The sequence below is a fragment of the Mesorhizobium sp. CO1-1-7 genome, from assembly GCF_020164885.1.
In the GTDB taxonomy this organism is placed as follows: Bacteria; Pseudomonadota; Alphaproteobacteria; order Rhizobiales; family Rhizobiaceae; genus Mesorhizobium; species Mesorhizobium australicum.
In genome coordinates this window covers 223,947-242,157 of the sequence record NZ_JAIUHA010000010.1, presented here as the reverse complement: position 1 = coordinate 242,157, position 18,211 = coordinate 223,947, and the positions used below count along the sequence as shown (strand labels likewise).

General features: G+C 64.1%; 20 protein-coding genes. 7 read left to right on the top strand and 13 right to left on the bottom strand.

Features of this window, described 5'->3' with window-relative positions; translation table 11 throughout:
- Window positions 1-4 precede the first annotated feature (4 nt).
- Both LB516_RS22795 and LB516_RS22790 read right to left on the bottom strand, forming a co-directional pair.
- Entirely contained in the window at window positions 5-1,027 is a 1,023-nt protein-coding gene (locus LB516_RS22795; RefSeq protein WP_140713196.1) for a fatty acid desaturase, read from the bottom strand.
- 89 nt (window positions 1,028-1,116) lie between these two features.
- The gene (locus LB516_RS22790) at window positions 1,117-1,317 is read right to left on the bottom strand and encodes a hypothetical protein (RefSeq protein WP_023781176.1); all 201 of its coding nucleotides are present in this window, start codon (window positions 1,315-1,317) and stop codon (window positions 1,117-1,119) included.
- Window positions 1,318-1,555: 238 nt separating this feature from the next.
- On the opposite strand from LB516_RS22790, the gene grpE reads away from it, so the two are divergent.
- Both grpE and LB516_RS22780 read left to right on the top strand, forming a co-directional pair.
- Window positions 1,556-2,188, top strand: coding sequence for a nucleotide exchange factor GrpE (gene grpE, locus LB516_RS22785; RefSeq protein ID WP_015315702.1), 633 nt, complete (start codon window positions 1,556-1,558; stop codon window positions 2,186-2,188).
- 103 nt (window positions 2,189-2,291) lie between these two features.
- On the top strand, window positions 2,292-2,924 hold the full coding sequence (locus LB516_RS22780; RefSeq protein WP_140618884.1) for a trimeric intracellular cation channel family protein: 633 nt from the start codon (window positions 2,292-2,294) through the stop codon (window positions 2,922-2,924).
- Window positions 2,925-3,003: 79 nt separating this feature from the next.
- Here the strand turns inward: LB516_RS22780 and LB516_RS22775 are convergent, their stop codons facing one another.
- The 7 genes from LB516_RS22775 to LB516_RS22745 all read right to left on the bottom strand — a co-directional run bounded on the left by LB516_RS22775 (window position 3,004) and on the right by LB516_RS22745 (window position 10,668).
- Complete coding sequence (locus tag LB516_RS22775; RefSeq protein WP_041163320.1) at window positions 3,004-3,879, bottom strand: GNAT family N-acetyltransferase; 876 nt, start codon at window positions 3,877-3,879, stop codon at window positions 3,004-3,006.
- A gap of 241 nt (window positions 3,880-4,120) precedes the next feature.
- Entirely contained in the window at window positions 4,121-6,415 is a 2,295-nt protein-coding gene (locus LB516_RS22770) for a PAS domain-containing hybrid sensor histidine kinase/response regulator (RefSeq protein WP_224720409.1), read from the bottom strand.
- A 143-nt stretch (window positions 6,416-6,558) separates the two neighbouring features.
- Entirely contained in the window at window positions 6,559-7,548 is a 990-nt protein-coding gene (locus tag LB516_RS22765) for an MDR family oxidoreductase (protein WP_140787895.1), read from the bottom strand.
- A 53-nt stretch (window positions 7,549-7,601) separates the two neighbouring features.
- Complete coding sequence (gene lspA, locus LB516_RS22760) at window positions 7,602-8,099, bottom strand: signal peptidase II (RefSeq protein WP_141906309.1); 498 nt, start codon at window positions 8,097-8,099, stop codon at window positions 7,602-7,604.
- Between the two features lie 13 nt (window positions 8,100-8,112).
- Entirely contained in the window at window positions 8,113-8,970 is an 858-nt protein-coding gene (locus tag LB516_RS22755; RefSeq protein WP_015315708.1) for a TrmH family RNA methyltransferase, read from the bottom strand.
- A 1-nt stretch (window position 8,971) separates the two neighbouring features.
- Window positions 8,972-10,054 carry a class I SAM-dependent rRNA methyltransferase gene (locus tag LB516_RS22750; protein WP_224720408.1) on the bottom strand — a complete coding sequence of 361 codons (1,083 nt, stop codon included), beginning with the start codon at window positions 10,052-10,054 and terminating at the stop codon, window positions 8,972-8,974.
- A 125-nt stretch (window positions 10,055-10,179) separates the two neighbouring features.
- On the bottom strand, window positions 10,180-10,668 hold the full coding sequence (locus LB516_RS22745; protein ID WP_224720407.1) for a DUF1772 domain-containing protein: 489 nt from the start codon (window positions 10,666-10,668) through the stop codon (window positions 10,180-10,182).
- Between the two features lie 149 nt (window positions 10,669-10,817).
- Between LB516_RS22745 and LB516_RS22740 the strand changes: the two genes are divergently transcribed.
- On the top strand, window positions 10,818-11,255 hold the full coding sequence (locus tag LB516_RS22740) for an EVE domain-containing protein (RefSeq protein WP_140721160.1): 438 nt from the start codon (window positions 10,818-10,820) through the stop codon (window positions 11,253-11,255).
- On the opposite strand, the gene LB516_RS22735 is transcribed toward LB516_RS22740, so the two are convergent.
- The 4 genes from LB516_RS22735 to sppA form a co-directional block, all read right to left on the bottom strand.
- Window positions 11,245-12,210, bottom strand: coding sequence for an ornithine cyclodeaminase family protein (locus LB516_RS22735; RefSeq protein WP_224720406.1), 966 nt, complete (start codon window positions 12,208-12,210; stop codon window positions 11,245-11,247). The genes LB516_RS22740 and LB516_RS22735 overlap by 11 nt on opposite strands.
- Before the next feature lie 37 nt (window positions 12,211-12,247).
- Window positions 12,248-12,616, bottom strand: coding sequence for a DUF1049 domain-containing protein (locus LB516_RS22730; protein WP_224720405.1), 369 nt, complete (start codon window positions 12,614-12,616; stop codon window positions 12,248-12,250).
- Between the two features lie 50 nt (window positions 12,617-12,666).
- On the bottom strand, window positions 12,667-12,951 hold the full coding sequence (locus LB516_RS22725) for an integration host factor subunit beta (RefSeq protein ID WP_006200394.1): 285 nt from the start codon (window positions 12,949-12,951) through the stop codon (window positions 12,667-12,669).
- A 79-nt stretch (window positions 12,952-13,030) separates the two neighbouring features.
- The gene (gene sppA / locus LB516_RS22720) at window positions 13,031-13,987 is read right to left on the bottom strand and encodes a signal peptide peptidase SppA (protein ID WP_224720404.1); all 957 of its coding nucleotides are present in this window, start codon (window positions 13,985-13,987) and stop codon (window positions 13,031-13,033) included.
- A gap of 353 nt (window positions 13,988-14,340) precedes the next feature.
- Between sppA and lptC the strand changes: the two genes are divergently transcribed.
- The 4 genes from lptC to rpoN all read left to right on the top strand — a co-directional run bounded on the left by lptC (window position 14,341) and on the right by rpoN (window position 18,170).
- Window positions 14,341-15,054 (top strand): LPS export ABC transporter periplasmic protein LptC, encoded by a 714-nt coding sequence (gene lptC, locus LB516_RS22715; RefSeq protein WP_140661709.1) that lies wholly within the window; start codon window positions 14,341-14,343, stop codon window positions 15,052-15,054.
- Entirely contained in the window at window positions 15,041-15,634 is a 594-nt protein-coding gene (locus LB516_RS22710; RefSeq protein ID WP_015315716.1) for an LptA/OstA family protein, read from the top strand. The genes lptC and LB516_RS22710 overlap by 14 nt, the downstream gene beginning before the upstream one ends.
- Window positions 15,634-16,446, top strand: a complete 813-nt coding sequence (gene lptB / locus LB516_RS22705) for an LPS export ABC transporter ATP-binding protein (RefSeq protein WP_224720403.1) — start codon at window positions 15,634-15,636, stop codon at window positions 16,444-16,446. The genes LB516_RS22710 and lptB overlap by 1 nt, the downstream gene beginning before the upstream one ends.
- Window positions 16,447-16,646: 200 nt before the next feature.
- A complete protein-coding gene (gene rpoN / locus LB516_RS22700) occupies window positions 16,647-18,170 on the top strand; it encodes an RNA polymerase factor sigma-54 (protein ID WP_140721166.1) in 1,524 nt (507 codons plus the stop codon).
- Window positions 18,171-18,211 lie beyond the last annotated feature (41 nt).

Here is an 18,211-nt window from a genome sequence, read left to right as displayed (position 1 = left end):
TGCTCTACGCCGCCATCCGCGCTTCGCGGAACGACACCAGTTTGTGGCTGCTTTCGTCCCACAAGGCCAGTTTGACGCAGCGCAGGCTCTCGAGGAGCGTGACGCGGCCGATGCCGCGCAACTCGGGATAATCCCGCAGCACTTCCTGCAGCCGGTAGCCGGGCACCTTGGCGGAGAGGTGGTGGACGTGGTGAACGCCGATATTGCCGGTGAACCAGTTCAGCACCGGCGGGAGGTCGTAATAGGACGAGCCGTGCAGGGCGGCGCGCTGGAACTCCCATTCCTCATCCTTCGCCCATTCGGTCTCCTCGAACTGGTGCTGGACATAGAACAGCCAGATGCCGGCCGAACCGGCGAGAATGACGATCGGCAGATGGACGATCAGGAACGCGCCGGGGCCGATGACCCAGATGAGGATGGCCGCGGCAAGCGCGATGCCAAGATTGGTGGTCATTGACGACACCCAGGGCGTCAGGCCGCCACGCATCATGCCGATAGGCAGCCTTTGCGAGAAGATGAACAGCCAGATCGGCCCCAGGCCGAACATCACCAGGGGATGACGGTAGAGGCGATAAGCCAGGCGACCCCGCCAGGACATCCGCCGGTATTCGGCGACGGTCAGCGTCCTGATGTCGCCCATGCCGCGTTCGTCGAGATTGCCGGCGCTGGCATGATGGGTGGCATGGGCACGCCGCCAGCAGTCGTAGGGCGTCAGCGTCAGGATTCCCAGCGCCCGGCCGATCCAGTCATCGGCAATGCGATTGGCAAAGAAGGAGCCATGGCCGCAATCGTGCTGGATCATGAAAATCCGCACCAGGAAGCCGGCCGCGGGCAGGATCAGCACCAGTCCCCACCAATGACCATAGGCATAGGCAGCGGAAGACAGAGCCCACAGCGTGGCGAAAGGAACGAGGGTGATGGCGAGTTCGAGTGTGCTACGCCGCCTGTCAGGCTTCTTGTAGCGCGCCAGGATCTTGAGCCAGGCACGCTTGCTGTTGGCAGCTGCCTCGGGGGAAATCATGTTCATCAGGAAGCATAGGCAGGGTGCGCCGCCACCGCAAGCCAGGGATCACGCAAAGTTACTGTGCGTAATTGTCGCGTAAGGTCCGGGCGATCCTACTGCCGGCGCCAGCCGGCGTCGCCATCCTCGACCCGGTCGAGATGCTCGAGCAATTGCTCAAATCGGTCCGGAATGTCGGGTTCGATGCGGAAGGCTGGCAAGGTGCGCAGAAAGCGCGTCACTGCCTCGGCGCCGAACTGGCGCCGAACCTCCGCAGCGAGCCTTTCTCCTTTTTCAAGCTTGTTGCGGGTCATCATTTCAAAAATCCTGCGTCGGCTCCGAAACTCCCCCAGCAGCGGAATGGTTCCCACATCACCGCCTCGTGGCAAGCAAAGCCGGCAAGTACGGTAAAATTTGAATTAAAATCGAAGCGTCCCCACCGTGCTTTCCTGGTCGGGTCGCAGGCGCCTGCGGTCGCTTTCCCCTTGATTTTTGGCCTGCGAACCTCGATATCGGGCACAAAATCCATACCATTCGAGATGACGGGAAACGGCGATGAGCGACCAGGCAAAAGACGAACGCACGCCCAATGAAGCCGAGGCGGCCGAGGCCAATGCCGAGCGCACGGAAGGCAGCACCGATGGCGACTACGAAGCGCTTGTGCGGCTGCTGAAGGAAAATGAAGAGCTGAAGGACCGCGCGCTGCGGGTCGCGGCCGAGATGGAAAACCTGCGCCGCCGCACCGCGCGCGACGTGCATGACGCGCGCACTTATGCGGTGGCGAATTTCGCCCGCGACATGTTGTCGGTGTCGGACAATCTGCGCCGCGCCCTGGATGCCATTCCGGCCGAGGCCAAGGCATCGGGGGATGCCGGCTTCAAGGCGCTGATCGAAGGCGTCGACCTGACCGAGCGCGCCATGCTGTCGGCGCTGGAGCGGCATGGGGTCAAGAAACTCGCTCCCGAGGGCGAGAAGTTCGATCCCAATTTCCACCAGGCAATGTTTGAAGTGCCCAATCCCGATGTCCCGGCCAACACCGTGGTCCAGGTCGTGCAGCCGGGCTATTCGATCGGCGAGCGGGTGCTGCGCCCGGCCATGGTCGGCGTCGCCAAGGGTGGTCCGAAAATTGCCGCCGACGCGCCGGTCGAGCCAGGGCCGGTCAATGAGCAGGCCGAGAAGGATGCGTGATTAGTGGGGTAGCGATGGAGAGTTGTGAGTAGCAAGGACCGGGCCGGGTAGGCGCCTGCTTCGCCAATTGCCATTCACTACTGACTACTTCACTACTCACTCCATGAACCCGATCGCCCTCCTCGACTATGCCGGCGTTGCGGTCTTCGCAGCGACGGGGGCGTTGGCGGCGTCGCGCAAACAGCTCGACATTATCGGCTTCCTGTTCCTGGCCAGCGTCACCGGCATCGGCGGCGGCACGCTTCGCGACGTCATCCTCAATCTGCCGGTTTTCTGGGTCGCCAACTCCAGCTACGTGCTGATCTGCGCGGCGGCCGCTGTGCTGGTTTTCTTTGCCGCGCACCGTATCGAATCCCGCTGGAAATGGCTGCTCTGGCTCGACGCCATCGGGCTGGCCGCCTTTTCGGTGATGGGTGCGGCCAAGGGACTGGCCATTACCGGTTCGCCGGTCGTCTCCGTCATCACCGGCGTGCTCACCGCCACGTCCGGCGGTATCCTGCGCGATCTGCTGGCCGGCGAACCCTCGGTGCTGCTGAGGCCGGAAATCTATGTTACGGCCGCTCTCACGGGCGCTGCCATCTTCACGGCTGGCGACGTCACAGGATTGCCGCCGATCGTTTCAGAGCTGGCCGGCTTCGCCGCGGCGTTCGCGGTTCGCGGCGGCGCGCTCCGTTTCGGCTGGACCTTTCCAGCCTACAAGAGCCGGCCCGGCCGGCGGCCGGAAGACATTCCGTGAGGAGAGGGAGTAGGGGAGTGGTCAGTAGTCGCCGAAGCGCGAATCGTGTCGTCTTGACTACTGACTACTGCCTAATCGCTCACGCGGCGAAGCGCTGCGCTTCCCCGCCATAATAGTTGACGTAGCGGGCACCGATCTCCTTGACCGGCATCACGACGAAAATGTCGACCGTGGAGAATTCGCGGTCGATGACGCAACCATCGCCGATGCGAGCGCCGACCCGCAGATAGCCCTTGACCAGAGGCGGCATCGCCGCGATCGCCGCCTTGGTGTTGACCGCCTCGATCGGCATCAGGTCCATGGAGCAATAGCGCCCGGACACAGCGCGCACGTCCCAGGCCGAGTTGGTGCGGCAGTGATGGGCAAGATAAGTGAGCGCCTCCGCATGCGCGGCCGGCACGGTGCCATGGAACGAGGCGCAGCCGGTCATCACCCCGATCTCGTAGTGATTGATGTAGGCCCAGATGCCTTGCCATAGCGCTTCGATGGTGCGCTTCGAACGGTATTCCGGCAAGACGCAGGAACGGCCGAGTTCAAGGAAACGCTGGCTGGGATGGCGGGCGATGAGCTTGGTCAGCTCGAATTCGCCTTCGGAATAGAAGCCTCCGGCGGTTGCCGCGATTTCTTGCCGCAGCAAGCGATAGGTGCCGACGATGCGGCGGTGCTCAGGGCCGGACAGCGTGGTGTCGAGGACGAGCAGATGGTCGCAGAGCGGGTCGAAGCGGTCGGCGTCGCGGCGGTCCTGCGCCTGGAACAGATCCTTCCTGGCGCCAAGCTCGTCATAGAATACACGGTAACGCACTTCCTGCGCGGCCGCGATCTCGGCCTCGTTGCGGGCGAGCCGCACTTCGAGATTGCCGATACGGCCGAGCGCCGCGCCCTTTATGACGGAATCGACATTACGTCCGGCGAGCAAGGCGCTGCTGGCGTTCGGCCGAGTGTCACATTCCGGCATAACTGTATGCACGAGTGATTCTCCTTCGAGCCATCCCTCTTGGCACGGGGATACGGTGTAGGTGCAACAGGATTGTGACAGTACCGTGATACGGCGTCGCGGGCAATACTTCGTCGGCTGGCGAAAACGGTCAACCGGCTACGTTGCGTCACAAGACCCCAGGCGCGTCGCGTTCGCGGGCGCCGAAAATGGGCTGGTTTTTGGCGGCCTTGACCAGCCACGCACCCCGGAAAAAGCTGGCTCAAGCGGCGACCTGGCCCTCGACGGCACTGACCAGCGCATCGGGGTCGAGCGGCTTGGTGACGAAGCCGCTGGCGCCGTGGGCGAGCACCGCATGGCGGGTCTTTTCCTGGCTGTCGGCCGACAGCACCATGATCGGCACCGGCGGCACGGAGGCCTCCTCTTCATGGCGGCGGATCGCGGCAATGGCGTCCAGTCCGTCCATGACGGGCATGTGAAGATCCATCAGCACCACGTCGAAGCGGTGCTTGTGGCCGGCACCGGTGACCGCCTCGACGGCGGCCTTGCCGTTGCCGACCACCTTGACGCGATGCCCGGCCTTCAACAGCGTCGCGCGGGCCAGCATGGCATTGATGTCGTTGTCCTCGGCGATCAGCACGGACAGGCCCTGCTGGCGTTCGCCTGAGGCACGAAGCGCCGGTGCGCGGCGTTTTTCCGGCTGCGGCTGGGCCAGGACCGGTGCGTGGCTGCTCAAAAGGACACGCAAAAGTGTTCCTCCGCGCACTGGCCGGGCAAGGAAAGTCGCGTAGCCGCTGGCACGAAACTCGCCCAGCATGCCGCGGTCGGTGGGTGCGATCAGCGTGACGGCTTCGCAATCGGAAAACCCATGCTGGCGAAGCCGCTTGAGCAGCCTTCCGTCACTCTCTTCCATGGCCGCGTCGACCAGAAGCACGTCGCAGCCGTTGGCAAAGGATGCGGCCTGAGCCACGGTGGTGGCGATTCCGGCCGCGCCGCCATTGGAGCGGATGGTGCGGGCGATGGCGTCGGCCTCGACGGTGTTCTTGGATACGATCACGGCGCGTCGCCCGGCAAGCGCGTTCAACCGGCCCTGCGGCGGCTCGGTGGCTGATGTGGCGGGAATCTCGAAGACGAATTCCGATCCCTGGCCAAGCCGGCTGGAAACCGAAATCGTGCCGCCCATGGCGGCCACCAGGCGCTTGGAGATGGCAAGTCCCAGTCCAGCACCGCCATGCGTGCGCGTCGAGGTGCCGTCGGCCTGCTCGAACTCCTCGAAGATGCGCTCCATGTCCTCGTCGCGCAGGCCGGGACCGGTATCGGCGATGGTGAAGCAGATGCGGTCGCTGGTCTCGGTTCGGGCGCGCGCGACGCTGACCAGCACGCCCCCACTGTCGGTGAACTTGATGGCGTTGCCGATGAGGTTGAGCAGCACCTGCCTGACCCGGCCCGGGTCGGCGGTGATCAATTGCGGCACATCCGGTTCGACATGGCAGCCGAGGCCGATATTCTTGGCGAAGGCGCGCGCGGCCATCAATTCGATGATGTTGTCGGCGATCTCGCGCACCGACATGGGCTGCGGTTCGGGATCGAAGCGTCCGGCCTCGATCTTGGAATAGTCGAGCAGGTCCTCGATCAGGGCAAGCAAGGCGCTGGCCGAGGTCGAGATGGCGCCGACATAGGTCTGCTGCTCCGGCGAAAGGCTGGTGTCGGCGAGCAGCCTGGCCATGCCCATGATGCCGTTCATCGGCGTGCGGATCTCATGGCTGACGGTGGCGAGGAAGCGCGACTTGGCCTGGCTCGCGAACTCGGCCCGCTCCCGCGCGGTGATCATGGACGATTCTGCGCGCTTGCGTGCTGTGATGTCGCGGGCGATGGCGCGATGCGAAACGGCACCGCTGTCCTTTTCGCGCACCGACAGCTCGATCCAGGAGAACCAGCGCGGGCCCGTCGGCGTGCGGATGGCGACGTCGGTGGAACTCAGGCATTCATGATCCGAGAAAGCCGCATCGGGAACGATACCGACCTCGATGCCGAGTTCGGCCAACGTCTTGCCGGCAAGATCGCGCGGATCGGTTTCGACGAGGTCGGCGAACACCTTGTTGGCGTAGACGATGTAGCCGTCGCGGTCGCGATGGATGACGAGATCGCCGAGCGCGTCGATGAGACCGCGAAAGCGCTCCTCGCTTTCCTGCATCTCCCACATGCGGTCGGCCAGCGTCTCGATCTCGGCGCGGTTGCGGGCGGTGGTTTCGTCGAGCAGGACCGCGGTGCGGCGTACGCTGCGTCTGGCGCGCAGATGCATGGCCAGGCCAGCAAGGCCGGTTGCCAGCAAGGCAAGGCTAATGAAGACTGGCGCCCCGGTCAGGGATGAGAGGCCGGCCAGCAGCATGACGGCAACGAAGGTCAGGATCGGCAGGCCTTCGCGCTTGGCCGGTTGCTGATCAGGGACCAGCGGCGGCGCGGCGATAAACCGCCGCGCCGATACCGGCGGTTGCGCCGATGCCGCATCGATGTCGTCGCCGGCGTCGGCCTGTTGGCTGTCGGATTCCGCGATCATGCGAAATCCTTTGCCAGACAGAGATTATGGAAAATTGCGGGGGATCGTTCGAATTTTAGCGGATCGGGCGTTTTGGCCCGGCGGCGACGGATTTGCCAGCCAATGTGGCAATTCCGCCCGGCGCCTGCCACCCCTGAACCGGGTCACATGTCGACGACGACGCGGCCGCGGATCTTGCCGTCGACGATGTCGTGTGCCGCACCGATGATGCCGTCGAAGCCGATGGTCGTGGACAGGCTGGCGAGCTTGTCCACATCGAGATCGGAGCCGATGCGCCGCCAGGCCTCGAGGCGCACGGCTTTCGGCGCCATCACCGAATCGATGCCGAGCAGGGAGACGCCGCGCAGGATGAAGGGGGCGACACTCGACGGAAGATCCATGCCGCCGGCCAGGCCGCAGGCCGCGACCGCGCCGCCATAGGAGGTCATCGACAGCACATTGGCCAGCGTGTGGCTGCCGACCGAATCGATGCCGCCGGCCCAGCGCTCCTTGGCCAACGGCTTGGCGGGCTGGTTGAGCTCGTCGCGCGATATCACCTCGGCGGCGCCGAGGTTGATCAGATAGGGGCTTTCGGCGTTGCGGCCGGTCGACGCGATGACATGGTAGCCGAGGCTGGACAGGATCGAGACCGCGACCGAACCGACGCCGCCGGCAGCACCCGTCACCACGACAGGTCCGCGCTCAGGCAGGATGCCGTGCCGCTCCAGCGCCATGACGCAGAGCATGGCCGTGTAGCCGGCGGTGCCGACCGCCATGGCATCATGCGCGCTCATGCCTTCCGGCAGGGGCACCAGCCAGTCGCCCTTGACGCGGGCGCGCCCGGCATAGGCGCCGAAATGGGTTTCGCCAACGCCCCAGCCGTTCAGGATGACCTTGTCGCCCTTGCGCCAGTCGGGATTGGAAGAGGAGATGACGGTGCCGGCAAGGTCGATGCCCGGCACCAGCGGCCATCGACGGATCACCGGCGCCTTGCCCGATATCGCCAGTCCATCCTTGTAGTTCACCGTCGTTGCCTCGACCGCGATGGTGACGTCGCCCTCCATCAGATCGGCGTCGATGAGATCGGTCACGGCGACCGACTGTTTTTTCTCGGCATCGCGCGAAACGAGGATGGCTTTGAAGGTTTCGGTCATCTTTTTCTCCCCGAACTTGCTCGGCGTGACTGTGCGGCGATGGCCGCGCGGGGTCAATCCTCGGAAGGCTTGGCGTTCGGAGGCGCGGGTTCACGCCGCCAGCCGATGAGTTCGTCGAAGACGACCAGGGCCGCGCCCACCGAAATGAAGGCATCGGCAAGGTTGAAGACGGCGAAGGACCAGACCGGCGTGTGGAACAGGATGTAATCGATGACGTGGCCGTAGACGGCGCGGTCGATCAGATTGCCCAGCGCGCCGCCGATGATCAGGGCAAAGCCGGTGCGGGCGATGACATGGCCCGATGGCGTGCGCGTGGCGAGGTAAAGCACGAAAGCGACGACCAGCACCGCGATGACAACCAGGCCGATGTCGCCGAAGGAGGAGAACATCGAGAAGGCGATGCCGGTGTTGTAGGTGCGGAACAGCGCCAGGAAGGGCAGGAGGTCGAGCTTTTCCTGGAAGGGCAGTCCGGCTTCGACCAGTGTCTTTATCCACTGGTCGAGCGCGATGGCCACCATGACGAGCAGCGCGTAGGGAGACCATGATTTCACGATTGGGCAACCCTCATTGCTGGTCCGAAATTGGTTCGAGCTTCAGCGCGCCGCGCCGGATCTCGAACAGCATGATGCCGGTGGCGACCGCGAGATTGAGCGAATCGGCACGGCCCGCCTGCGGAATCCTGAGCAGCCTGTCGCAGCTTGCCGCCAGGCTTTCGGGCAGGCCCTGCTGCTCATTGCCCATCATCAGCAGCACCGGCCCGCGGGAAAAATCCACCGAGCGGTAATCGACCGCGCCTTTCAGATGCGTGCCGGCAACCAGCCCTGAAAAGCCGCCGCGCCAGGCAAGGAATGCCTCCGTCGTTGCCTTGGCCACCGGTATGGCGAAGATCGACCCCATGGTGGCGCGCACCGTTTCCACCGAAAACGGATCGGTGGTGTCGCCGACCAGGATGACGCCCTTGGCGCCGACGGCATCGACGGTGCGGATGACGGTGCCGAGATTGCCGGGATCGCGCACCCGGTCGAGCGCCACCCAGACATCGCCATTGTCGGCACGGATGTCCTTCAGGGCCAGGAATTTCTGCGAGAAGACGCCGACCACCATTTGCGGATTGTCGCGGCGGGTGATGGCGACAAGCACTTTTTCCGATACTTCGAGCACGGTGCCGCCGGCGGCGACGGTGCGTGCCGCGACCTTTTCCACGGCCGCGTTGCCGCGTCCGGCCTTGGCGAAGACCAACGTCCTGATCTGCCAGCCCAAGTCGAGCGCATCGATGACCAGCTTCAGCCCCTCGGCCATGAAGGCGTTCTGCTGGTCGCGGAATTTCTTCAAGGCAAGTGCCTTGATGTCCTTGACCAGCGGATTGGCAAGGCTGGTGACTTCCTTCACCTGACCGGGCGCGCCGGCATGCCGTTCGTTCATGTCAGGCCACCCAACGCGAAAACAGTGACGTCGAAAGCGCCCGGCCGGCGGACTTTTCACGGATGATCAGCTCACCCGATTCAACCTTGCCGCCCATGCCGGCGAAGGTGTCGCGCACCAGAGCGTGGATGGCGAAGAAGGAGGCACGGATCGAATAGGCGGTCAGCACCACGGCAAGCGGTCTTGGGGTCAGGATCGAGCGACAGAGGTCCGTCAGATCGGGAAGATCTTCGAACAATTGCCAGACCTCGCCCTTGGGGCCGCGGCCATAGGCCGGCGGATCGAACAGGATGATGTCGTAGCGGCTGCCGCGACGCTCCTCGCGCTCGGCGAACTTGACCGCGTCGTCGACGATCCAGCGGATCGGCTTGCCGCCAAGTCCGGATATCTCCTGGTTTTCGCGAGCCCAGCCGATCGCCTTCTTCGAGGCGTCGACATGGGTGACCTCGGCGCCGGCGCGCGCCGCCACCAGCGAGGCAAGGCCGGTATAGCCGAACAGGTTGAGTACCTTGACTGGCCGCCTGGCGGCCGCGATCAGCCCGGCCATATGGTCCCAGTGCGACGCCTGCTCGGGAAAGACGCCGACATGGCGAAACGAGGTGAAGCGGCCGAGATAGTCGATGCCGTCATGCTTCATCGGCCAGGTTTCGCCGAGCGGCGTCCTGGGAAAACGCCAGCGACCGATGCCTTCCTCGTCGGTGTCACCGGTGAAGATCGCGTCGGCACGCTCCCAGTCCCTGGCCGGCAGAGCTTTCTGCCAGATCGCCTGGCCCTCGGGCCGCACGATGCGGTAGGGGCCATATTGTTCAAGCTTTTGTCCAGCGCCGCTGTCGAGCAGCGCGTAATCCGCGTTGGGTGCCACTTCGAGGATTACCGGAAGTTGCTCAGCGGGCAGGACGCCGTCGCGACGGGCAAGGTTGCGGGGCGTGGATTTCGGTGCGGGCTGGTCCGGCTTCAGGTCTTGCCGCGGCCTGAGCTCCGGCCTGGCCACGCCGCGACCTTCCGGTGGACGCGATTGCGCGGCTTCGCCTTTACCCGGCTGGTGCGGGCGGCCGTCGCGGCGTTTGTCGCGAAAAGACTTCAAGAGACAGCTTCTCCGGCGGTTCGGCCCGCTTCTGCCACAGCTATGCCCATCGGCGCAACAAACCCGCGCGACATTGCGACTGCGCGATTGGGGCGATTGGGGCAATTGCGGCGATTGCGGATGGCTTAGCCGCCACGCCCGATCGAAAGCAGTGCGACAACCAGCGAAACGAAGCCGGCAGCCTTGGCCGCCGTGACGGCCATGTGGCCGGTTTCCCAGCGCAGCCGTATGGCGTCGAAATTGTCTGGAATCGGCCCTGGCACCCAGGTGGCGAGAACTTTATTGGCCGGTTTGACGAGAACGAACCAAAGTACGAGGGATAGCGCATAGAGCAAGGTGGCGGCGAGTGCGAACCAGAACGCCGGCCGATCTTGGCGCAGCAGCCACGCCAGCAGTCCCGGGCAGATGATTGCCCCGACATCCAGCGGCGCGCCAATGATTGCGAAGAGCAGGAACTGGCCGTTGAAAACGGTGGCCTCGCGCCAAAGCGCCGGGGACCATCGGGTGAGCCGGGGCACCGATTCCAGGACATGGGCGAAGGACGGCCCGAGGCTGAGCGCAGCGATCATGGTGGCCAAGACAGACCAGAACAGCAGGAAGCCATATAGTCGCATGACGCAACAACGGTTCCGGGCCGAAGCCGTTCCGAACGGCCGCACTTGCCATTGCCGCGGCCCCAGCCCTATCGTTTGGCACTCCGGCACTGCGGGCCGATTAGCGGGCAAGCGTTGGCCGACGGACAACTGGCCAATTAGGAACAGAAATGAGCGCGTATTGGATCGCCGTGGCGTCGGCCGAACATGTCCGGCGCGGCCGCAAGGGCGGCTTCATGCAGGTCAACCATGGCAAGGCGGCACCGCTGCGCCGCGTCAGGCCCGGTGATGGCATTGTCTATTATTCGCCGACCACGGTTTTGGGGGAGAAAGACGGTCTGCAGGCGTTCACGGCGATCGGCATGGTGCGGGAAGGAGACCCCTATCAAGGCGACATGGGCGGCGGCTTCACGCCGTTCCGTCGCGATGTCGACTGGGCGCAGGCACAGGAAACGCCGATCAAGCCATTGCTTGAGAGGCTGGAGTTCACCTCAGGCAAATCGAACTGGGGTTACCCGTTGCGCTTTGGCTTGTTCCCGATCAGCGTGGCAGATTTCGCTTTGATCGCGGAGACGATGGGCGCCAAACTCGCCTCGACTAGCCCCTGAGCGCCTTGTAGACGGCAATGCCGGCGGCCAAGTCCTCCAGCGCGGCACCGACCGACTTGAACAGCGTAATCTCGTCCGGGCTGCCGCGACCTTCCTTTTGGCCGCGCGCCAGTTCGTGCAGGTCGGCGACGATGGCTTGTGGTTTCAGCACGCCTGAGGCCAGTGGCTGGACGATGTCGCCGGCTTCCTTGGTGGCGCCGGCACGGGTGTCGACATAGACGCGGGCGCGCATGATCGCGTCGTCATCGCTTTCGCGCATCGCAGGCGTAAAGCCGCCGACCAAGTCGACATGGGTTCCGGGCCGCAGCAACGTGCCCTTGATCAGAGGCGTGGAGGTGATTGTCGCCGAGGAGACGATGTCGGCCTGGCCAAGCTCGGCATCGAGATCGGTCGCGACGCTGGCCGCGAAGCCCTCGGCGCGCAGATCGGCCGCGACTTTCTCGGCGTTGGCCGGGGTGCGGTTCCAGATGCGGATGGTCTTGATTGGCCGCACGGCGCTGTGCGCCTTGGCCAGGAAGGGCGACAGCGCGCCGGCGCCGACCACGAGCAGCCGCGAGGCATCGTCGCGGGCGAGATAGGACGCCGCGAGGGCCGAGGCGCACGCCGTGCGCCACTGCGTCAGCCGCTGGCCGTCGATCAGGGCTTCCGGCTCGCCGGTGCTGCCATCGAGCAGGAGATAGAGCCCCATCACGGCGGGCTTGCCGACGGCGTTGTTGTCGGGCGAGACGGTGACGATCTTGACGCCGATATGGCCGCCGGCGGAACGGCCCGCGGCGTGAAAATCGGTCCATGCGGGCATCAGCAGCAAGGTCGACGCCGCGCCGTCAGGCCTTTCGACCGTGTGATGATGCCTGACCGGCTGCACCGCGCCCTCGCGAAATGCCGTGCGCAATGTCTCGACCAGTCCAGGAAAGGTCAGCGCACGATCGACCTCAGCGGCCGAAATGGTCAGCATGAAAAGCTCCGTGAAAAGAAACGCGCCGACCTGCGGCTCAATTGGTCGGCTTCGGCAATGCCGATCCTTGGGCCGATCCTTGGGCCGGTGCTTGGGCTGACGCCTGCGGCACCGAGGGCGTGCGGCTGACTGCCTGGCGCAGGTTTTCGGCCTCGACACCGCGCTGGCGCGCCAGTTTGCGGTAGTGGCCCTGCTTCACCCATGTCGCCAGGCTGCCGACGACCATGCCGATGGCGAGCGCCAGGAACAGGAAGATGAACAGCGGCAAGGTGAGCGTCAGCTTCGGATTTCCGGGATTGAACGGGTCCAGCGTGAAGGCGACGAGTTCGCGGTTGGCGACGGCCAAAGCGATCAGGATGATCGCCAGGGGCACGAAGACCACGATGAGTATGAAGCGATTGAGCATGATGTTTTCCGTCGCAAGCGGGCCGATAAGGCCGTCCAGCGCTGACGCGCCTACTTGCCGCCGTTCAGCCTTTCACGCAACTCCTTGCCGGTCTTGAAGAACGGCACCCATTTCTCCTCGACCTCCACGGATTCGCCGGTGCGCGGGTTGCGGCCGGTGCGGGCAGGTCGGTTCTTCACCGAAAAAGCGCCGAAACCGCGCAATTCGACCCGGTTGCCCTCGGCAAGCGCGTCGGTGATTTCATCGAAGATCGCGCCGACGATGTTTTCGACGTCGCGCAGGAAAAGATGCGGATTGCGCGTGGCAATAATCTGCACAAGCTCGGACTTGATCATCAGACGGGTCCCCGTGAAAGCAGTTCGGCCAAAATTATCAGGATGATTTTATTTGCTTTTTTAGCTGTCCCAACGCGTCTCAAGGGTGCCAGACGGAAACGAGACCGTCAAGAAACAAGCGGTCGGCGCCAAGTTCATGGATCACGTCGCCGCCGGAGTCCGGCAGGCCGAGCGCGCCGGCGATCGTGCGTGCCATCGCCTTCGAGAACAGGAAACCGCCGCGCCGTTCCGTGTCCTTCCACTCGACCACCTTGAGCTTGGCATCGACACCCTTGGTCGACAGCCAGTCGATCGCCACGGACTCGCCGCCGACGGCGTCGATCAGCCCGTTGGCAACACCCTGGCGGCCAGTGAAGATCGAACCGTCGGCCAGCGCCAGCGCCTGTTCGTGGGTCATCTTGCGACGTTCGGCGACGATGCCGACGAACCAGTCGTAGCTGTCCAGAATGAGCTTGCGGACCATGGCGCGCTCGTCGTCATTGGTCGGCTTGAAGGGCGAGGGTGAGGCTTTCAGCGGCGAGGACTTGACCTCCTCCAGCTTGACGCCGAGCTTGTCCATCAGGCCGCTTACGTCGGGATACTGGATCAGCACGCCGATCGAGCCGACGATCGAGGTCTTGCGGGCGACAATATGGTCGGCGGCACTGGCGATCATGTAACCCGCCGACGCGGCGAGCGTGCCGACCTCGGCCACGACAGGCTTGTCGGCGGCCAGCTTGCGCACCTCCTCGTAGATCGATTCCCCGCCGACGGTGGTGCCGCCAGGAGAATCGACCACAAGGATCACGCCTTTTACTTTCGGCGACTGGCGGATAGCCTCCAGCCGCTTGATCAGTTCGTCGTCCTCGGTGATGGTGCCTTCGATCCTGACCTTGGCGATGTGGTCGACGGCGGAGCCGCCGAAATCGTCGCCATAGAACCAGGCCGACAGCGCAATCACCCCGAGCGCCACGATGCCGAAGGCCGCGACACGCCAGAAAGTCAGCTTGCGCCGCAAGCGGCGGCGGTCGATCAGGTCGTCGGCTCTCAATGCCATCGTCAGCCTCACAGTCATCGGGAAGAGACGCTTTTAGACCATGATGTCTTGATCGGGAAGCAGTTCCGTCCCGCACATGGCGCGGCAATCCGCGCGCGGCGGTCCGTGTTGTCTGTTTTGTGACTGGCCTGTGCGGGCGACGCAAGGTAAGTGGGAAGAACTTCGGTGGTGAAAAAAGACGCAAGGGCGTCTATTTCTGCTATGAAGCACTGGCTGTTGCGCTGACCCGGGTTTCGTTTGTGCACGGCAGCTGTCACATTTTTGCGGTTTTCGTCGGCTTGTGCTTGCGCGAGGGCGCTGGCGTCCCACCTATAGGCGGTGCTCCCGGGGCAGGGTTTTAGAAGAAAGCAGTCATGTTAGCGCGACCGAATGAACCGACCAGCCCGGAGACGGAGTTGGCTCCCCCGGCGGATGACTGGACGCGGGGCGAAGCTTTCGACCGCGCCCAGCGTCATTCACGCCGCGTGCGCGTGCTCAAATTCGCCGTGCCCTTGGCCGCGGCATTGATCGCCGTCGCCTTCCCAGTCTATTCCTACCTCGCCGCGCCCGTTTCCGTCGCGGTGCAGGCCGAAGGCACCGCCTTCTCGAACGGTAAGCTGGTGATGGCCAATCCCAAACTCAATGGTTTCACCAAGCAGAAGCAGCCCTATTCGATGACGGCGCTGCGCGCCATCCAAGATGTGAGCACGCAAGGCATCATCGAACTCGAAGGCATCGACGCCAAGGTGCCGATCGCCCCCGACAATGTCGCGGCGATTAAAGCCTCGCGCGGTACCTACGATCGCGACGGCAATACGATGAAGCTGAACAGCGACGTCACCATCAGCACGACCGACGGCATGCAGGCCAAGTTCAAATCGGTCTTCCTCGACATGGGCAAAGGCACTATGAAGACGGATGATCCCGTCGATGTCAGCCGTGGCGGGTCGCAGATCAGGGCGGATTCGATGTCGGTCCAGGACAATGGCAAGATCCTGGTGTTCGAGAACAAGGTTCGTGTCAACATCGATCCCGCCGTTCTGAAGGCGGCTGAGGCAAAGGGCGAAGAAGCGAATGTGGCTCAATAATTCGACACGGCTTGCGGCCGCAACTTCGGCGCTGTTCCTGCTCAGCCTGGCGCCGTCGCTGGCGCAGTCGGGAGCGGCCAGCCAGGTGTCGGGTCTCAAACTGGCCGGCGACAAGCCGATCCAGATCGAAAGCGACAAGCTGGAAGTCCACCAGGCCGACAGCGTCGCGATCTTCACCGGCAATGTCACCGTCGTCCAGGGGCCGACGCTGATGAAGGCCGGCAAGATGATGGTCTACTACGTCAAGGACCCCAATGCGGGCGCCAAGGGCGCCGAAGCCGCCGGGGCGGCAGCCATGACCGGCTCGGCCAACATCGATCACCTGGAGATCTCCGACAAGGTCTACATCAAGTCGGATCAGCAGGTCGCGACCGGCGATCAGGGCAGTTTCGACATGAAGAGCCAGGTGCTGGTGCTTTCGGGCAAAAAGGTCGTCCTTTCGCAAAACGACAATGTGCTGGTCGGCTGCAAGCTCACCGTGCAGATGAAAACCGGGCTGGCCCAGGTCGATCCATGTGCTGGGCAGCGTGTGCAGATGTCGATTACGCCGCCGCCGAAATCGGGAGCGACGAACCCCTGATGGTCAGCCTGTCGTCGCTGACGGCACGTCTTCCGGGACGGGCCGCAGGTAAGCTTTCGGCGCCGGCCACGGTCGACAAGGCGAAGTTCAAGGGAACCTTGATCGCCAAGGGTCTGACCAAGAGCTACAAGGGCCGCAAGGTCGTCAGCGGCGTCACGCTGGGCGTGCGCGCAGGCGAGGCCGTCGGGCTGCTCGGCCCCAACGGCGCCGGCAAGACGACCTGTTTCTACATGGTCACCGGCCTGGTGCCGGTGGATGAAGGCACGATCGAGATCGACGGCTTCGACGTCACCTCGATGCCGATGTATCGTCGCGCGCGCCTCGGCATCGGCTATCTGCCTCAGGAGGCCTCGATCTTTCGCGGGCTCAATGTCGAGCAGAACATCCGCGCCATGCTCGAAGTGGTCGAAAAGGATCGCAAGGTCCGCGAGCGCAACCTCGACGAACTGCTTGAGGAATTTCACATCAGCCATCTGCGCAAGGCGCCATCCATGTCGCTCTCGGGCGGCGAAAGGCGGCGCCTGGAAATCGCGCGCGCGCTGGCGACGCGCCCGGCCTACATGCTGCTCGACGAGCCCTTCGCCGGCATCGATCCGATCGCCGTCGCCGATATCCAGCAATTGGTGCGTCACCTGACGGCGCGCGGCATCGGGGTCCTCATCACCGACCACAATGTGCGTGAGACGCTCGGCCTGATCGACCGCGCCTACATCATCCACGCCGGCCAGGTGCTCACTCATGGCCGCGCCGACGAAGTGGTGGCAAATCCCGACGTGCGGCGGCTTTATCTCGGCGAGGGTTTTACGCTCTGAGCGTGAAATTTGTTTTCTGATACGATTTTTTGCGCGCCGGCGACCTGTTTTCCGCGATTTTGCTCCGGGATAACGCTCCGGTAAGCGGGTTTTGCTAGGCTTTGCCTTGACAAGCAAAAGCCGGGCCAGTTTCTATGGCCGGCCGTGAAATTGATTTCCGGAAGTTGGGGACGCGTAGAGGAGGCGTTTGAAACCGAACCATGGCATTGGCGGCCAAACTACAGCTCCGACAGTCGCAGTCGCTGGTGATGACGCCGCAGCTGATGCAGTCGATTCGGCTGCTGCAGTTCACCCATACCGAGTTAGAGCACTTCATCGACGAGGAGATCGAGCGCAACCCGCTTCTGGAGCGCGCCGAGCCGCAGGATGATGCCGCGAGCGACCAGGCGCAGAAGCTCGACGTAGAGCCGCAAGCGGCCGCCGATGGTGACTGGTTCGAGAACGAGGTGGGATGGAGTGCCGAGGCCATCTCGGAAAAGCTCGATACGTCCCTGGAAAACCTGTTTCCCGACGATCCCGGCACCAGCGAGCGATTGGGCCCCGACCTGACGGCGCAATGGAAATCGGCTTCGGGCAGTGGAGGCTCCTCGTCCGAGGGGCTCGACGCCGGCGACATGGCTGCGAGCGGGATCACGCTGCGCGACCATGTCGGCGAGCAGGTCGCGCTCGCCTTCATCGATCCCGTCGCGCGGCTGATCGCCGGAGAACTTGCCGATGGGCTCGACGAGACCGGCTATGTCAGGGCCGATCTGGCGGAGATCGCCACGCGGCTTGGCACCGACGAGGTGGCGGTGGGCAAGGTGCTGGCCGTGTGCCAGACCTTCGAGCCGGCCGGCCTGTTTGCCCGCGACCTCGCGGAATGCCTTTCGCTGCAGCTTGCCGTGCGTGACCGTCTCGATCCGGCCATGAAGGCCCTGGTCGCCAATCTCGAACTGCTGGCGCGCCGCGATTTCCAGACGCTGAAGCGGCTCTGCGGCGTCGACGAGGAGGATTTGCTGGACATGCTGGCCGAAATCCGGGCGCTCGACCCGCGGCCGGGCATGGCGTTTTCTGGCGGCGCCAGCGATGCGATCGTCGCCGATGTCGAGGTGCGGGCGGCCAATGACGGCAGCTGGACCGTCGAACTCAATGCCGAAACGCTGCCGCGCGTGCTCGTCGACCACATCTATTTCGCCCAGGTGTCGCCGCACGCGAAGAACCAGGCGGAAAAGGATTTCCTGGCCGAGTGCCTGCAGAACGCCAACTGGCTGACACGGAGCCTCGACCAGCGGGCCAAGACGATCCTCAAAGTGGCCTCGGAAATCGTGCGCCAGCAGGACGCCTTCCTGGTCCATGGCGTGCGCCAGCTGAAGCCACTCAACCTGCGCACGGTGGCAGACGCCATCGGCATGCACGAATCGACGGTCAGCCGGGTGACCGCCAACAAATACATGCTCACCCCGCGCGGCGTGTTCGAGCTGCGCTATTTCTTCACGGCCTCGATCGCGGCATCGGGTGGTGGCGATGCGCATTCCTCGGAAGCGGTGCGTGATCGCATCAAGCAAATGATCGACGAGGAGAAGCCCGTCGATGTGCTGTCGGACGATGCTATTGTCGACATGCTCAGGGAAAGCGGCGTCGATATCGCCCGGCGCACGGTCGCCAAGTACCGGGAAGGCATGAATATTCCCTCCTCGGTACAGCGCCGGCGCGAGAAACGGGCGCTCGCCAGCGCCGGCCGCTAGGCGTTCACGATTTCCACAGCTTTCAAGTTTCATTGACAAGC

Bases quoted from the DNA above. Each gene is read 5' to 3' on its own strand.
- LB516_RS22795 (WP_140713196.1), bottom strand. From the start codon at position 1,027: ATGAACATGATTTCCCCCGAGGCAGCTGCCAACAGCAAGCGTGCCTGG.
- LB516_RS22765 (WP_140787895.1), bottom strand. From the start codon at position 7,548: ATGACCGAAACCTTCAAAGCCATCCTCGTTTCGCGCGATGCCGAGAAA.
- sppA (WP_224720404.1), bottom strand. From the start codon at position 13,987: ATGGCATTGAGAGCCGACGACCTGATCGACCGCCGCCGCTTGCGGCGC.
- LB516_RS22745 (WP_224720407.1), bottom strand. From the start codon at position 10,668: ATGCGACTATATGGCTTCCTGCTGTTCTGGTCTGTCTTGGCCACCATG.
- LB516_RS22735 (WP_224720406.1), bottom strand. From the start codon at position 12,210: ATGCTGACCATTTCGGCCGCTGAGGTCGATCGTGCGCTGACCTTTCCT.
- LB516_RS22740 (WP_140721160.1), top strand. From the start codon at position 10,818: ATGAGCGCGTATTGGATCGCCGTGGCGTCGGCCGAACATGTCCGGCGC.
- lptC (WP_140661709.1), top strand. From the start codon at position 14,341: ATGTTAGCGCGACCGAATGAACCGACCAGCCCGGAGACGGAGTTGGCT.
- rpoN (WP_140721166.1), top strand. From the start codon at position 16,647: ATGGCATTGGCGGCCAAACTACAGCTCCGACAGTCGCAGTCGCTGGTG.
- lptB (WP_224720403.1), top strand. From the start codon at position 15,634: ATGGTCAGCCTGTCGTCGCTGACGGCACGTCTTCCGGGACGGGCCGCA.
- LB516_RS22710 (WP_015315716.1), top strand. From the start codon at position 15,041: ATGTGGCTCAATAATTCGACACGGCTTGCGGCCGCAACTTCGGCGCTG.
- LB516_RS22725 (WP_006200394.1), bottom strand. From the start codon at position 12,951: ATGATCAAGTCCGAGCTTGTGCAGATTATTGCCACGCGCAATCCGCAT.
- LB516_RS22790 (WP_023781176.1), bottom strand. From the start codon at position 1,317: ATGATGACCCGCAACAAGCTTGAAAAAGGAGAAAGGCTCGCTGCGGAG.
- LB516_RS22755 (WP_015315708.1), bottom strand. From the start codon at position 8,970: ATGAACGAACGGCATGCCGGCGCGCCCGGTCAGGTGAAGGAAGTCACC.
- LB516_RS22770 (WP_224720409.1), bottom strand. From the start codon at position 6,415: ATGATCGCGGAATCCGACAGCCAACAGGCCGACGCCGGCGACGACATC.
- grpE (WP_015315702.1), top strand. From the start codon at position 1,556: ATGAGCGACCAGGCAAAAGACGAACGCACGCCCAATGAAGCCGAGGCG.
- LB516_RS22775 (WP_041163320.1), bottom strand. From the start codon at position 3,879: ATGCCGGAATGTGACACTCGGCCGAACGCCAGCAGCGCCTTGCTCGCC.
- LB516_RS22730 (WP_224720405.1), bottom strand. From the start codon at position 12,616: ATGCTCAATCGCTTCATACTCATCGTGGTCTTCGTGCCCCTGGCGATC.
- LB516_RS22780 (WP_140618884.1), top strand. From the start codon at position 2,292: ATGAACCCGATCGCCCTCCTCGACTATGCCGGCGTTGCGGTCTTCGCA.